Consider the following 14,698-nt stretch of genomic DNA (forward strand, 5'->3'; position numbering starts at 1 on the left):
TGAGTTGCCTGCAGACATGATTTCCTTATGTGCGCATAAGATATATGGTCCGAAAGGTGTAGGCGCACTGTTCGTTAGGCGATCTACTGAGTTTGGCGTTCGTGAGCAGATCCATGGAGGCGGGCATGAAAGAGGTATGCGTTCTGGTACGTTGCCGGTGCATCAGATTGTAGGTTTTGCGGAAGCTTTGCAGTTGTGTACTGAGGATATGCAGGCGGAGCAAGAACGCGTTGCTGGATATCGGGCGCGTTTTTTACAAATGCTTGGTGGTGCAACGTATAGAATAAATGGTAATCCTGAAAAAACTGTCCCAGGCATTGTTAATTTATCTTTTCCAGGTGTGGATGGGCAAATGCTGCTGACTGCGTTGCCAAACCTTGGGGTGTCATCCGGAAGCGCTTGTAACTCTGCTAGCATGAAACCCTCGCATGTGCTGAAGGCTATGGGGTTGGGCGACGAAGAAGCTCTTAGCTCATTGCGATTCTCATTTGGAAGGTTTACTACTGATGATGAAGTCCTTGATGCGGCGTCACAATTGAGAAATGCGCTGTCTAAGTTGGCGCAATAGTGCCAAAACGTTAAGTTTTACGAATCTCGCGGTACAAAGATATATTTTTGAGTGAATCAGACATATAATTCGGCCGCAATTTATGAATGGCGCATTCCGTGTGCCGAATTTACATTTTAATGGGGATAGAAACCATGGCGGTAGAACGCACCTTATCAATTGTTAAGCCTGACGCTGTAGCTAAAAATGTTGTTGGCAAAATCTATGATCGTTTTGAATCAAACGGTTTGCAAATTGTTGCAGCAAAAATGATTCGTCTTTCTAAGGAGCAGGCTGAGGGTTTCTATGCAGAGCATAAAGAGCGTCCCTTCTTTGCGGATCTAGTTTCTTTTATGACTTCTGGCCCTGTTTGTGTTCAGGTATTAGAAGGCGAAGGCGCTGTCCTTAAAAATCGCGACTTGATGGGTGCTACGAACCCGAAAGAAGCCGATGCAGGTACTATCCGAGCGGATTTCGCGTCGTCTATTGATGCGAATGCAGTGCATGGTTCAGACTCTGCCGAGTCTGCAGCACGCGAAGTTGCTTACTTTTTCTCAGCAGATGAGATTTGCGCTCGCGGCTAATACCTCGCGTAGTGTTTTAAGCAAAAGCAGGGCTTCGCTGAGGAGTCCTGCTTTTGTGCTTATAGAGACATCGTAATACAGGTGATTTAAATGACAGATAACGCCCCAAAGCAACGTACCAACTTACTTGGTATGCCTCGTAAAAAAATGGAAGCGTTTTTTGCTGAAATGGGAGAAAAGCCATTTCGAGCGAAACAGATCATGCAATGGATTCATCAATACGGCGTCTCTGATTTTGATGAAATGACTAATATTTCCAAGAGTTTACGTACTAAACTTAAGGAAATTTGCGAAATTACTGCTCCCGAGGTAATTTATCATCATATATCGTCCGATGGCACGCGTAAGTGGGTTATGAAGATGCCAGGGGGAAGTAGCATAGAAACAGTGCTCATACCTGAAGGCAATCGTGGAACCTTGTGCGTTTCCTCTCAGATAGGCTGTGCATTGGATTGCAGTTTTTGCTCTACCGGTAAACAGGGCTTTAATCGCAATTTAAGTGCTGAGGAGATCGTGGGCCAGATTTTTAACGCGATTGGTTCGTTCGAGGGGATTGATCGAAGCAAGGACCGGCCTGTAACTAACGTCGTATTTATGGGGATGGGAGAGCCGCTCCTTAATTTTGAGAACGTTATGGATGCTGTCGATCTAATGATGGATGATTATGCTTACAGTATCTCAAAGCGGCGTTTAACGATCAGTACGGCGGGTGTTGTTCCTGCTATAGAGAGAATGATTGGGGTCACGGACGCAAGTATCGCGATTTCGCTGCACGCCCCCAATGATAAGCTGCGCAATGAATTAGTGCCGGTCAATAAGAAATATCCTATTGATGTTTTATTGACATCAGTACGTAAATATTTGAGTGGTTTGCCCGATAAGAGAAAGGCGACCATTGAATATACTTTGCTTGCGGGCGTGAACGATCGTAGAGAACACGCAACGCAGCTGATTAAAATTTTGGAGGGTTTGCCGTGTAAGGTGAATCTCATTCCATTTAACCCATTTCCTAACAGTGGGTATAAGAAACCAAGTAATAATGAAGTGCGCTGCTTTCAAGATTGGTTGACGGAAGGTGGGCTTATTACAACGGTGAGAACCACACGAGGCGATGATATTGACGCCGCTTGCGGCCAGTTGGTTGGTAAGGTAGAAGACCGTACACGCCGAAGCGAGCGATACATAAACCTACAACAAGTAAGTGGATAAATGCTGCTAAAGCGATCGAACTTCATATTAATCACAAGTTTTCTCCTCGCACTGACTGGTTGTGTTACGACATCAGACAGCTCGCTTTCCAGAAATGCTGATCCTGAGGTCGCTATCGCCCGTTATGTTGACTTGGGTTTCGAATATATCAAGCGGGAAGATTTTACGCGTGCACGAAAACATTTGGACAGAGCGCTTGAGCTTGATGAGGATAACCCAGCAGCGAATAGTGCATTGGGTCTGATCTTTTCGCGTCAAGGCGAATATAAACTAGCTGAAGAGTCGTTTGAGACAGCTTTGTCTTCGGACCCTACATATACTCGTGGAAGAACTTATTACGGTGCGCTGTTATTTTCGCAGCAGCGGTTTGAGGAGGCGCTCGAGCAGTTCGTTAGGGCCGCTGAAGACACTACATACAATGCGCGCAGCCAAGTTTATACGAATATTGCGTTGTGTCATCTGCGATTGGGGAGCACTAGCAAAGCTGAATACGCGTATGAGCGGTCTCTCCAATTAGATCGTTTTAATGCTGGCTCCTTAGCAGGAATCACTGAGGTGTTACTTAAGCTCAATGAATACAAACGGGCACAGTATTACTACAACAGGCTCATCAAGCAGATAGCGAGCCAGGCATTGAGCCATTCGCCGCAGACTTTGTGGCAGGGAGTTCGGATTGCTAAGCACTTTAATGCGCATGATCAAGCTCAAAGTTTGGCGAATTTGCTGCAAGAGCAGTATCCAGATTCGCCTGAATACCAAAACTACCTAAGCCAGTACGGTGGATAAACATGAGCTCTGAAAATTCTGCTGAATTTACCCATCCTGGCCCCATTTTGCGAGCGGCACGGGATGAGTTGCGCTTATCCATAGAGCATGTTGCTGAGCGCCTTCATCTAAGACCGTCAGTTGTAGCTCTCATCGAGTCCGAAACCTATGACGACTTTTCAAGCGACGTTTTTCTTAAAGGCTATTTTCGCTCTTATTGTCGCCTAGTAGGGTTGCATGAAGAGCGTATGGTCGAATTGCTCGAACGACAACTTGACGCGATTCAGAAAGAAGAATCGAAACAAAAGAAAGCCGAAGTCGACGCGCAAGCGGCCGAGCGACGAATGCACTTATTCAAGCTAGGCCTCGTTGTAACCTGTATTTTGGCTATATGCGCAGCATCGATTTGGTTCTTTGTGGGCTCGTCCGGTTTAGGGTTTGATGAGCCTCAACATCGCGATAAGCAAAGAGTTGACGTATTGTCTGCGGATAGTGAGCTGGCTAATGATCAACCTAATTCCAATCCCTTGGCAGATGAGACGACAGGCTCTGTGTTGACTAGCGAGGATCCCGACCTAGGAAGTACGGCTGCGAAGCCTGAAGATGTAGCGGGGCCTGCGGGCGAAGATGATATCGAACCAATCAATCTTCAAGAAAAAGCGTCTGCCGCTGACCTTGTGGGTGACGCCAGTGTAGAAAGCTTGGACGCTCGTGAGGCACAGCCTGAATCACTTGCTGATATGGTGCGTTTGTCTATTGCTTTCACCGGTGAGTGCTGGTTTGAAGCGTATGGTGCTGATGGACTGCGTATTATTGCCGCGTTGAAGCAAGATGGAGGGCGTTTTGATTACGAGGGCGCAAAGCCGATTCGGATCGTGCTGGGGAATGGAAGTGCAGCAAGTGTTCAAGTAGATGATCAAGTGCTTGATATTAGCTCCAGAATCGGGCCCTCCGGTCGCGCTGAGTTAGTGATTGAATAGTTTCTGGCTTTTTAAGTAGTTTAAATAGAGAAAATCGATGAAGTTTGAGTCTCCAATAAAGCGCAGGGTATCGCGTCAGATCATGGTTGGTGATGTCCCGGTCGGTGGTGATGCTCCGATCGCTGTTCAAAGTATGACGAATACCGAGACCACGGATGTTGCGGCGACAGTCGGTCAGGTCAATCAGCTAGCTGAAGCGGGCGCAGATATTGTTCGTGTTTCTGTGCCGACCATGGATGCTGCAGAGGCATTCAAGCGCATTAAAGCGGAAACTACGGTTCCTTTGGTTGCTGACATACACTTTGACTACAAGATCGCTTTAAAAGTCGCTGAATATGGCGTGGATTGTCTTCGTATTAACCCCGGAAATATTGGCAAGGAAGACCGTATTAAAGCGGTTATTGATTGTGCCAAAGACAAGAATATTCCAATCCGGATAGGAGTCAATGCAGGGTCTCTTGAGAAAGACCTGCAAAAGAAATACGGCGAGCCAACGCATGAAGCGCTTGTCGAATCGGCGATGAGACATGTAGAGATACTCACTCGGCACAATTTCGAGAACTTTAAATTGAGTCTCAAGGCTTCGGATATCTTTATGACCGTTGCGGCTTACCGGCAAATTGCGAGCCAGATTGATCAGCCTCTGCATCTTGGTATTACTGAGGCCGGCGGCTTTCGGTCAGGTGCAGTCAAGTCATCGATTGGTTTAGGTATGCTTCTGATGGATGGCATTGGTGATACCTTGCGGGTGTCGCTTGCTGCGGATCCCGTTGAAGAAGTAAAGGTCGGTTACGACATCCTCAAATCGTTGAAACTCCGTTCCAAAGGCATCAATTTCATTGCCTGCCCAAGCTGCTCTCGCCAGAATTTTGATGTCGTGAGTACTATGAATCAGCTTGAGAGTCGTTTAGAGGATATTCGCACTCCGCTAGATGTTGCGATTATTGGCTGTGTGGTAAATGGTCCGGGAGAAGCAAAGGAAGTAGATCTTGGTTTAACGGGTGGTTCACCAAATAACCTCGTTTACATCGATGGCAAGCCAGACCATAAGCTTAATAATGAAAACCTTGTTGATGCGCTGGAACAGCGTATCCGGGCTCAAGCAGAAGCAAAAGCGGCCCTTGATGAAACCATCATCGCAAAGTCATAAAATCAAGTTCTTAGAAAGCAACATTAAGAAGCAATAGGTTAATAGTTTGGCTAAAATTCAAGCAATTCGGGGGATGAACGATCTTCTCCCTGAGCATTCCCCCAAATGGCAGTATTTAGAGCGTACCGTATCGAAACTGCTTTCTCAGCACGGTTATCAAGAGATACGCATGCCGATTGTTGAACAAACAGAGCTGTTCAAGCGATCTATCGGTGAAGTGACCGATATTGTAGAAAAAGAAATGTATACCTTCGATGATCGAAACGGTGACAGCCTGACCCTCCGTCCGGAGGGGACTGCGTGCTGTGTTCGTGCTGCAGAGCAGCACGGATTGTTGTTTAATCAAACCCAGCGGTTATGGTACCAGGGTCCGATGTTTCGTCATGAAAGGCCGCAGAAAGGTCGCTATCGACAGTTTCACCAGATTGGAGTCGAGTGTTTTGGGTTTGAAGGCCCGGATATTGATGCGGAATTGATTTCAGTAACCCACCAACTATGGCAGAAGCTTGGTATTCTTGATTCGGTTGAGCTGCAGATAAATTCTCTAGGTTTGCCGGAAGAGCGTGCTGCATTTAAAGATGCGTTAGTTCATTACCTTGAGCAGTACATTGATCAGCTTGATGAAGATAGCCAACGTCGTTTGGGGACGAATCCTTTGCGTATTCTTGATTCGAAAAATCGAGATACACAATCGATTTTAGAAAATGCTCCTGTGCTTACCGATTTTTTTGGCGATACGTCCAAGGCGCATTTTGCGGAGCTAAAAGCGTATCTGGATAGTTTGGGCATTCATTATGTTGTAAACCCGAAGCTTGTTAGAGGTTTGGATTACTATTCTAATATGGTTTTTGAGTGGGTAACGGATGCCCTAGGTGCGCAAGGAACAGTTTGTGCCGGTGGTCGCTATGATGGCTTGGTTAAGCAGTTAGGCGGAAAGGGAACGCCAGGAGTGGGCTTCGCGATGGGCGTCGAGCGGCTGGTACTCCTCCTAGATGAGCTTAACGTTTTTCCGCAGGGTTTAGATGTTGCTGCCGATGTCTATATTGTTGCGGCTGGAGATGGCACACAAAAGAAAGCATTCCAAGTCGCTTCTTTGATTCGGAATAACACCAGCATGCGTGTTGTTCAGAATATGGGGCAAGGTTCGTTTAAGTCCCAATTGAAAAAAGCTGACAAGTCGAAGGCAAAGTTTGCAGTGATCATTGGATCCGAAGAGATGATGAATCAAACTCTGTTGCTTAAGCCTTTGCAGTCTAAAGAAGAGCAAAAAAGCATTCCAGAAGCAGAATTGCTTAAATACATAGAGTAACGAATAAAGTACACTACTGCCCGGCGCTGAACCGGTGTGAAAGAATAAAGTAAAGTGGAGTAAGTTGTGGACGAGTTTAAGACCGAAGAAGAACAAATTGCGGCGATAAAGAACTGGTGGAAGAAGAATGGAACGTCAGTTATTTTGGCGATTGTTGCATCGCTTGCCATCGTATTTGGCTACCGTGCTTGGCAAGGCAATGTTGAGGCGAATAAAGCATCCGCCTCCGGTTTGTATCAACGCTTGGTAAATGTTATTACGGCTCAGCAAGGTATCGGTGACGATCAGTCTGCTACGTTTATTGCAGGAGAGATTAAAGAGAACTTTGGCGACACAGAATACGCCCGGTTTGCAGCTTTGTATCTCGCGAAAATTCACGTTGAAGCGGGAGATCTTGACCAAGCGATTTCTGAGCTGGATTTTGTTTTGGCCTCCACAGAGGATGTACGTACTCAACATATCGTGACAGCTCGAAAAGCACGAGTTCTTGCTGCAAAAGGTGAATATGATGCAGCGTTAGCGCTACTTAATGCTACTGACGATGCGTTTGAGCCAAGCTTTTTGGAAATCACCGGCGATATTCAACTTGCCCAAGGCGACGAAGAAGCTGCGAGAAACACCTACCTTAAGGCGTTTGAATTGGTAAAGGATGAGCCGCAAAGAGCGCCTTTGCTAGGCGTAAAATTATCAGATCTTGGTGTCGATACACGTAGTCTGTAAACCAAGCAATTCAGTTAACCTAGGTTAATTAAAGATGACTAAGAGACTAATTCAGTTTCTTGCAATGAGCGCGGTTTTTACCGCGCTTTTTGCTTGTAGCTCTGAGACTGTGAACGTTCCGACTGAGCTAACCGATATTGACGACCCTGTAGATCTTGAAGAACTATGGGATGCCGATTCAGGAACGGGTGACAATGAACTTCAGCTTCAGTTGGAACCTTTCGTTAGCGGCCCTTTGGTCTTTACTGTCGATATTGAAGGAAATGTTCAAGCGCGTTCAACCGAAACCGGTAAACTTCAGTGGGAGAAAGACCTAGATCAGCGTGTTAGTGGTGGTGTTTCGGGAGACAGTCAACGAATCTATGTGACGAGTTTTCAGGGAGAAATCATTGCACTGTCTCGTGAGGACGGGACAGAGTTATGGCGTTCACGTTTAAGCTCGGAAGCCTTAAGTGTTGCGGCTAGTGACGGTGCAACAGTTGTCGTCCATTCAAGTGACGGACGTATCTTTGCCTTTAATACAGCCAGCGGTGAGCAGCGTTGGAGGTATGACAGTGACACGCCCGCATTGTCTCTTCGGGGAACTTCTGCCCCCATGATTTTTGAAAACTCTGTGTTGATCGGGTTGGCAAATGGAGAACTTGTCTCGTTAGATCTTTCTGATGGTCGCATGCGGTGGGATGTGTCGCTGGGGCAGCCTTCAGGCCGAACGGAGTTAGAACGTCTTGTTGATGCTGACGGCAATTATGTAGAACTTTATGGTTCCGTCTTCGCAGCAGCCTTTCAAGGCGATATTAAGGCAATCAATATCGCAACGGGCACAGAAGTTTGGAGTAAATCCATTTCGACCTATCGTGGAGTTGCGGTATCGCGCGCAGCTGAAATCCTTGTTGTGACCGACTCTGAAGGCGTTGTTTATGGTCTCGACGTCGCATCAGGAAAAGAGGTTTGGCGTAGTGAGGCACTCAAGTATCGACGATTAAGTGGTGCAGAAATACTCGGAAACTATGCTGCAGTAGCGGATTTTGAAGGCTACGTTCACCTCCTCGATGTCGGTTCCGGTGCGATTGCTGGCAGGGTCCGGCCTGATAGTGATGGTATAATGGGGCGTATGAAGGTCGTTGGATCGACGCTGTACGTCTATACTCGGTCCGGTGACTTGTACACTTATCGTATAACCCCTTAATTGGAAAGGCCTCAATGGTACCTGTGATTGCCCTCGTAGGGCGCCCGAATGTCGGTAAATCTACGCTCTTCAATCGAATGACGAAATCGCGTGATGCGATCGTGGCTGATTATCCCGGTCTCACACGCGATAGGAAGTACGGCGAAGGCGTGTTTGAAGACCGTAAGTTTATCTTGATTGATACTGGTGGTTTGTCCGGCGAAGAGGAAGGTATCGACGCCGCGATGGCAGAGCAGTCATACCTGGCTATCCATGAGGCAGATTTGGTTCTGTTTGTCGTTTCAGCGCGTGATGGTTTGACACCGGCAGACGAGATGATTGTGCAATCGATTCGGCAGTCCGGAAAGCCCTGTGAACTTGTGGTCAATAAAATAGATGGCCTCAACGAGCAAGCGGTTGAGATTGATTTTTTTAAGCTTGGTATTTCGACGCATCATTTGACTGCAGCCTCGCAAAATCGAGGCATTGCTTCCTTGGTAAATTCCGCGTTGAGCAACTTTTCAGAGGTTGATGAAGCGTCGGATAACGAGCAGCACGGCTGCAGTATCGGCATTATCGGCCGACCAAATGTGGGCAAGTCAACATTGGTAAACCGTTTGCTCGGCGAAGATAGGGTTGTGGTATTTGATCAACCTGGCACGACCCGAGATAGTGTTTACATACCGTATGAACGTCGCGACAAGCCGTACACCTTGATTGATACGGCGGGCGTGCGAAGACGAAAAAACGTAAAGGAAACAGTAGAGAAGTTTTCTATCGTTAAAACCTTGCAAGCAATTTCTGATTCAAATGTCGTTGTATTGGTGATCGATGCTCGAGAGGGTGTGGTTGATCAGGATTTACACTTACTTGGCTTTGCTATGGATGCTGGCCGGGCGATTGTTATCGCCGTCAATAAGTGGGATGGCATGACAGGTGAAGAAAAACAGAAGGTCAAGAATGAGCTTTCACGTCGACTCGTTTTTATGGATTATGCCAATACGCATTTCATATCAGCTAAGCACGGCAGTGGCGTAGGTGACATGTACAAGTCGATTGATCAAGCATATGCCTCCGCGTTCGCTAAGTGGCCGACCAAGCGTCTCACGGAGTTGCTACAGGACGCGGTCAGCGATCACCAACCGCCTGTTGTTCGTGGACGAAGAATTAAACTGCGGTTTGCCCATCAAGGTGGATCTAACCCTCCAGTGGTTGTTGTGCACGGGTCAAAAACCGATGACCTACCTGATAGTTATAAGCGTTATTTGGAAAATACCTTCAGGAAGGTTCTAAAAGTGAAGGGAACCCCGATTCGTTTTGAATTCAAGACAAGCGATAATCCATTTGCATCACCGAGTAGTAAGTTGTCGGCAAAAGACCAGGTAAAAGCGTCGCGAAAAGCAGATGCCAAGAAGTTTGAAAGTCGACGTTCAAAAAATAACCGCCGAGGCTCAAAAGGTAAACGATGATGAAGATCGCGCTAGTAACAACCGGTGGCACAATTGATAAGGACTATTTTGACGCGCTTAGTGATTACAAAGTGGTCGAATCGATTGTCCCTATGCTTCTAGAACGAATTGGCTCCGGGCTAACGATCGAGAGGAAAGAGGTTTGTCGAAAAGATAGCCTAGAATTGACCGAGCAGGATCGTGACGAACTAAAACGAACCATCATTGGGCTTGAGGCAGACAAGGTGCTCGTTACGCACGGTACCGACACAATGGTGGATAGTGCGCTTAGCTTGGGTCAGATTACGGATAAAACGATCGTGTTTACTGGAGCTATGAGGCCGGCACGGTTTATGGATACTGACGCCTTGTTTAATGTTGGTGTCGCGATTGGTGCCTTGCAGAGCAAAGAATCTGGCGTATTTGTAGCAATGAGCGGGCAAGTGTTTTCGCCCGATTCTGTAAAGAAAAACCGGGATGCGCAGCTTTTTGAAAGCACAAAGTCCTGATTCGTCACGTTGTCCGTCATGCGGTGAGCCGAATGGCTGCTGCATGAATAAGGATAAAACGCAGCATCGCTCTTGCAGCTCGGGAACAAGCTGCTGGTGTATGACCTTTCCGCCGATGAAAGGCAAATCCGGATACTCCAAGACTTCCTGTTTGTGTGCACAATGTTTAAAGCATCAGCTGCAAGTCCAAGTTGATAGTGAAATGGCGCCCTAAGGTATGTACACTTTCCCAATTACTAAACGACTTAAATAAGCATGAAGATTATCATCAGTATTGCAATAGCCGGGGCGCTGGGAGCGGTTCTTCGCTATGCCGTAGTGAGTCTGGTTGGGGCTAGGTTTTTTCCTTTTGGTACCTTGAGTGTGAATGTCCTTGGTTCGTTTTTGATGGGCATCGCTTATGTGGTTGTGGTTGAAAAGGCCTTGACCAGTCCAGATTTAAAGCCACTCCTAATGACCGGAGCACTCGGAGCGTTTACCACATTCTCTGCGTTTTCACTCGAAACGTGGGATTTGTTTGAGAAGGGTGAAGTCACGCTGGCTTTGTTATACATATTCGTCTCCGTGATTCTGTCCATCGGAGCATTGTGGCTTGGCGTTGGCGTTACTCGCCTGAGCTTCGCCTAATTGATTTTTTTGAAACCTTAACAACTTAGAAGAATTATGCTGGATCCAAAACTAATACGTAACGATGCCGAGGCGGTCGCTAGTCGACTAAAAATTAAAAAGTTTTCGCTCGATGTGGCTGCATTTGAAGCGCTTGAGGAGAAGCGTAAGACTTTGCAGGTCGAAACAGAAAATCTGCAAAGTGAAAGAAATGCGCGTTCTAAAGGCATCGGTAAAGCAAAAGCGGCTGGCGAGGACATCGCGCCGTTGATCGCAGAAATGGATCAAATGGGTGCGCAGCTTGAGTCCAAAAAAGCCGAGTTGAAGGATCTACAAGAAGAGCTGAATGATTTACTTGTCGGGATGCCGAATATACCCGATGCCGATGTGCCAGAAGGTGAAGACGAGTCGGACAACGTCGAAGTAAAAAAATGGGGCGAGCCGACAGAGTTTAATTTCGAGGTTCTGGATCATGTGGCTTTAGGAGAGCAGCTTGGTACGCTTGACTTCGAAACTGCAACGAAGCTAACCGGCTCTCGTTTTGCAGTGATGCGCGGCAGCCTCGCGCGCTTGCATCGCGCTCTAGCCCAATTCATGTTGGATACGCATATTACCCAGAATGGCTATGAGGAAACCTACCTGCCTTATATCGTTAATGACGAGTCGTTGTTTGGTACGGGTCAGCTTCCCAAGTTTTCAGAAGACCTTTTTAAACTGCACGCGGACCGAGAATTTTACTTGATTCCAACGGCTGAGGTCCCTGCCACGAATATGATTCGTAATGAAATTGTCGACGAAGCGTCACTGCCTCTTAAATTTGTTTGTCATACCCCTTGTTTCCGTAGCGAAGCTGGCTCGTATGGACGAGATGTAAGAGGCATGATTCGTCAGCACCAGTTTGATAAGGTTGAGTTGGTTCAGGTCGTGAAGCCATCTGACTCTGATGAAGCCCTTGAGGCCCTGACCGGACATGCAGAAGGAATACTTCAAGCGTTAGGTTTGCCATATCGACTCGTTAAGTTATGCGGTGGAGATTTAGGCTTCTCTGCGGTTAAGACATATGATCTCGAGGTTTGGTTACCTGGCCAGCAGGCTTACCGTGAAATATCTTCGTGTAGTAACACCCGTGATTTCCAAGCTCGCCGAATGCAGGCGCGCTATCGTGACGCTGAAACAGGCAAGCCTGCTTTGGTTCATACTCTTAATGGCTCGGGGCTTGCCGTTGGTCGAACTCTCATTGCTGTGATGGAAAATTATCAGCAGGCTGACGGTTCTATCAAGGTTCCTGATGTGCTGAAGCCATATATGGGTAATCTCGACGTTATTCGTTAACGCACTGTCGTATGAATTGGCTACCCTTATTTTTTAAGCCGCATAACCGAGCCATTATTGTGTTCGGTTGCGGTGACAAAGCTATCCGCAAGATACGTTTTTTAAAACGCTTTTCCTTTCCGATTACTGTTATCCACTTACCGCAAGATACACGGCCTGAGATCGACAATGTTCGCTTCATTGAAGTGGAGTCCGTAGGTGTTTTAACCGCTAGCGCTTTTGAGGGCTGTTTTATTTGTGTGGCAGCGCGCGGCAATCACGATGATCACGTTTTTGCGGCTCTTGCACGCCAGCAGGGTATTCCTGTTCATGTTGCGGAAGACCCAGAAAATAGCGATTTTCTTTTTCCTGCTCTCATTGATCGAGGACCGATCACTGTTGCAATTTCTAGCAGTGGGCAGCATCCAACACTCACACGTCTTATTCGTAGTCGTGTCGAATCTGTGCTGCCGGCTCGCCTTGAGGCTTTGAGTAATCTCGCTGTTGAGTTTCGTGATCGTGTTCGTGAGAAATTACCTCAAATCAATCATCGGCGAGCGTTTTGGGAAAGACACTTTGAGGGCCGTGTTGGGAATTTAGTGTTTAGCGGAAAAGATCATGAAGCGCGAGCACTGCTAGATGAAAGTTTAAAGCTGAGCGAATGTACCGACGTAAGCGCGGTGGGCGAGGTGTATCTAGTTGGAGCTGGCCCTGGCGACCCTGACTTGCTGACCTTCAAAGCTTTACGCTTGATGCGCCAGGCAGACGTGGTGCTTTATGATCGCTTGGTTTCGCCACAGATTTTGAAGCTAGTTAGACAAGATGCCGACATGATTGATGTTGGTAAGCGTCGTGCAAACCATACGGTTCCTCAAGAAGGTATCAATGAATTGCTGGCGAGTCTGGCAAAGCAGGGTAAGCGTGTTCTTCGTTTAAAGGGCGGAGATCCGTTTATTTTCGGCCGGGGTGGGGAAGAGATCGAAACACTTGCCAGTCAAGGCATCGCTTTTCAGGTTGTTCCCGGCATTACCGCAGCAGCAGGCTGTGCGAGTTATTCAGGAATTCCGCTCACGCATCGTGACTATGCCCAATCCGTGAGGTTTGTTACTGGACATCTGAAGAATGATTCAAGCGACCTTAATTGGTATAGCTTGATTGCTGAACACCAAACTTTGGTTTTTTATATGGGCTTGGTTAGTCTTCCTGTTATTTGTGAAAACCTTGTCAAACATGGCATGAGTGGTTCTATGCCGTTGGCGGTCATTTCCAAAGGCACGCTTCCTGAGCAGAGAGTGATGGTATCTACCCTTGCTAAGGCCGCTGAGGACGTTGCCGAGGCGAAATTGGCTGCGCCAACAATAATTATTATTGGTGATGTCGTTCGGCTACATCATGCACTTTCTTGGTCAAAATAATCCAAAGCTTGTAACGTAAAACGAAGTTTTGTGTGTGAAGTGTATCTTTGGGCGCGCGATATCACACGGTGTAGCAAGCCGTTCCGGCAGGATCTGACAATCTGCGTCATAATCTTACTCGTCAAGTTCATTGCGCTGCTCAGGTGACTGAAGTAGCTAAGTATCATAGAGGTAAGGTATGAGTGTTCTTCCCCGATCAGCGATTCGATTACTAGAGCTACAAGCTGTTCCACTAAGCCAAGTTGGTGTAGATAACCCTGAGCTATCAGCAGGTGATGAAACGAAAAAATCAACGCGTGGCTTGTTAGGTAAGGTCAAAATAGGGCTTAAATCAAAGTCGAAGGTTGAACCGATTCACAGCAAACGAAAGCAGCGATACACTTTCAATATGGCAGCGTGGTTACGGTTTGGTTTGTCCGATGAGAATCGCCTCGTGACACTATGCCTGTCCTATACCGATGCGGCAGGAGAGCATGTGGCGCTCGTTGAAGAACAATTGGTCGAAGACAAGTCGAGTTCGATGCTTTCATCCTTTGTTGAAATCGAAACTAAAGGGCCTTTGTTAGCACTAAAAGTGGCCTGTGCCGGATTGCAAGCTGAAGATCGCTGTTACATCGAAGACCTCAGTATCAAGCGAGCTGAGGTAGACGTTACCGAAAGAGCTGCTGTTTAACACATGCTAAAGCAAGAAAGCCGCTCGTAAGACTGTCAATACGCAATCTAAGCGAGCGGCTTTTACGATAAGAATTACTTCTCTATCGGTTTGGCAACACATCCTTGAGTTTTGTATGCATATCTAGAATGGCTTTTTCTGTTGTTTCCCAGTCAATGCATGCGTCGGTGACAGAAACGCCATACTGAAGGTCTTGGAGGTTTTCAGGAATAGACTGGCTACCCCAATTCAAATTACTCTCAATCATCAAGCCAATAATCGACTTGTTGCCGTCAATAATCTGATTTGTGGCGTCTTGCATAACAAG

Annotated in this window: 15 protein-coding genes and 1 pseudogene; 15 read left to right on the forward strand and 1 reads right to left on the reverse strand. The window is 47.0% G+C overall.

Going from position 1 to position 14,698, the window contains the following annotated elements; all coding sequences use genetic code 11:
- From A3750_RS16900 to A3750_RS16970, 15 genes are all read left to right on the forward strand, one after another.
- The coding region (locus A3750_RS16900; protein WP_156498672.1) for a cysteine desulfurase family protein at positions 1–568 on the forward strand (568 nt) is incomplete at its 5' end.
- Between the two features lie 134 nt (positions 569–702).
- Entirely contained in the window at positions 703–1,131 is a 429-nt protein-coding gene (ndk, locus tag A3750_RS16905; protein WP_068452700.1) for a nucleoside-diphosphate kinase, read from the forward strand.
- Positions 1,132–1,221: 90 nt separating this feature from the next.
- Positions 1,222–2,340: a 23S rRNA (adenine(2503)-C(2))-methyltransferase RlmN gene (gene rlmN, locus A3750_RS16910; RefSeq protein WP_068452694.1), complete on the forward strand. Its 1,119-nt coding sequence runs from the start codon at positions 1,222–1,224 to the stop codon at positions 2,338–2,340.
- Entirely contained in the window at positions 2,341–3,126 is a 786-nt protein-coding gene (gene pilW, locus A3750_RS16915; protein WP_068464280.1) for a type IV pilus biogenesis/stability protein PilW, read from the forward strand.
- 2 nt (positions 3,127–3,128) lie between these two features.
- A complete protein-coding gene (locus A3750_RS16920; RefSeq protein ID WP_068453197.1) occupies positions 3,129–4,085 on the forward strand; it encodes a helix-turn-helix domain-containing protein in 957 nt (318 codons plus the stop codon).
- Positions 4,086–4,122: 37 nt separating this feature from the next.
- Entirely contained in the window at positions 4,123–5,235 is a 1,113-nt protein-coding gene (gene ispG, locus A3750_RS16925) for a flavodoxin-dependent (E)-4-hydroxy-3-methylbut-2-enyl-diphosphate synthase (protein WP_068453194.1), read from the forward strand.
- A gap of 73 nt (positions 5,236–5,308) precedes the next feature.
- A complete protein-coding gene (gene hisS / locus A3750_RS16930) occupies positions 5,309–6,544 on the forward strand; it encodes a histidine--tRNA ligase (protein WP_231871858.1) in 1,236 nt (411 codons plus the stop codon).
- A gap of 66 nt (positions 6,545–6,610) precedes the next feature.
- The gene (locus tag A3750_RS16935; protein ID WP_068453191.1) at positions 6,611–7,264 is read left to right on the forward strand and encodes a tetratricopeptide repeat protein; all 654 of its coding nucleotides are present in this window, start codon (positions 6,611–6,613) and stop codon (positions 7,262–7,264) included.
- A 34-nt stretch (positions 7,265–7,298) separates the two neighbouring features.
- Positions 7,299–8,450: an outer membrane protein assembly factor BamB gene (gene bamB, locus A3750_RS16940; protein ID WP_068489786.1), complete on the forward strand. Its 1,152-nt coding sequence runs from the start codon at positions 7,299–7,301 to the stop codon at positions 8,448–8,450.
- A 14-nt stretch (positions 8,451–8,464) separates the two neighbouring features.
- The gene (gene der / locus A3750_RS16945; protein ID WP_068458778.1) at positions 8,465–9,898 is read left to right on the forward strand and encodes a ribosome biogenesis GTPase Der; all 1,434 of its coding nucleotides are present in this window, start codon (positions 8,465–8,467) and stop codon (positions 9,896–9,898) included.
- Positions 9,895–10,386: an asparaginase domain-containing protein gene (locus A3750_RS16950; protein ID WP_068458777.1), complete on the forward strand. Its 492-nt coding sequence runs from the start codon at positions 9,895–9,897 to the stop codon at positions 10,384–10,386. Before der ends, A3750_RS16950 begins: the two co-directional genes overlap by 4 nt.
- A gap of 255 nt (positions 10,387–10,641) precedes the next feature.
- Positions 10,642–11,013, forward strand: coding sequence for a fluoride efflux transporter CrcB (gene crcB / locus A3750_RS16955; protein ID WP_068458776.1), 372 nt, complete (start codon positions 10,642–10,644; stop codon positions 11,011–11,013).
- A gap of 36 nt (positions 11,014–11,049) precedes the next feature.
- Complete coding sequence (gene serS / locus A3750_RS16960) at positions 11,050–12,324, forward strand: serine--tRNA ligase (protein ID WP_068464272.1); 1,275 nt, start codon at positions 11,050–11,052, stop codon at positions 12,322–12,324.
- 11 nt (positions 12,325–12,335) lie between these two features.
- Positions 12,336–13,718: a siroheme synthase CysG gene (gene cysG, locus A3750_RS16965; RefSeq protein WP_068453245.1), complete on the forward strand. Its 1,383-nt coding sequence runs from the start codon at positions 12,336–12,338 to the stop codon at positions 13,716–13,718.
- A 178-nt stretch (positions 13,719–13,896) separates the two neighbouring features.
- Positions 13,897–14,391, forward strand: a complete 495-nt coding sequence (locus A3750_RS16970) for a hypothetical protein (RefSeq protein ID WP_068453248.1) — start codon at positions 13,897–13,899, stop codon at positions 14,389–14,391.
- Between the two features lie 82 nt (positions 14,392–14,473).
- Here A3750_RS16970 and A3750_RS16975 read toward each other — a convergent pair.
- Positions 14,474–14,698, reverse strand: a pseudogene (locus A3750_RS16975) (3-deoxy-7-phosphoheptulonate synthase); the annotation flags it as partial.

It is taken from the genome of Oleiphilus sp. HI0079 (genome assembly GCF_001635105.1).

Bases quoted from the DNA above. Each gene is read 5' to 3' on its own strand.
- ndk (WP_068452700.1), top strand. From the start codon at position 703: ATGGCGGTAGAACGCACCTTATCAATTGTTAAGCCTGACGCTGTAGCT.
- rlmN (WP_068452694.1), top strand. From the start codon at position 1,222: ATGACAGATAACGCCCCAAAGCAACGTACCAACTTACTTGGTATGCCT.
- pilW (WP_068464280.1), top strand. From the start codon at position 2,341: ATGCTGCTAAAGCGATCGAACTTCATATTAATCACAAGTTTTCTCCTC.
- A3750_RS16920 (WP_068453197.1), top strand. From the start codon at position 3,129: ATGAGCTCTGAAAATTCTGCTGAATTTACCCATCCTGGCCCCATTTTG.
- ispG (WP_068453194.1), top strand. From the start codon at position 4,123: ATGAAGTTTGAGTCTCCAATAAAGCGCAGGGTATCGCGTCAGATCATG.
- hisS (WP_231871858.1), top strand. From the start codon at position 5,309: ATGAACGATCTTCTCCCTGAGCATTCCCCCAAATGGCAGTATTTAGAG.
- bamB (WP_068489786.1), top strand. From the start codon at position 7,299: ATGACTAAGAGACTAATTCAGTTTCTTGCAATGAGCGCGGTTTTTACC.
- der (WP_068458778.1), top strand. From the start codon at position 8,465: ATGGTACCTGTGATTGCCCTCGTAGGGCGCCCGAATGTCGGTAAATCT.
- A3750_RS16950 (WP_068458777.1), top strand. From the start codon at position 9,895: ATGATGAAGATCGCGCTAGTAACAACCGGTGGCACAATTGATAAGGAC.
- crcB (WP_068458776.1), top strand. From the start codon at position 10,642: ATGAAGATTATCATCAGTATTGCAATAGCCGGGGCGCTGGGAGCGGTT.
- serS (WP_068464272.1), top strand. From the start codon at position 11,050: ATGCTGGATCCAAAACTAATACGTAACGATGCCGAGGCGGTCGCTAGT.
- cysG (WP_068453245.1), top strand. From the start codon at position 12,336: ATGAATTGGCTACCCTTATTTTTTAAGCCGCATAACCGAGCCATTATT.
- A3750_RS16970 (WP_068453248.1), top strand. From the start codon at position 13,897: ATGAGTGTTCTTCCCCGATCAGCGATTCGATTACTAGAGCTACAAGCT.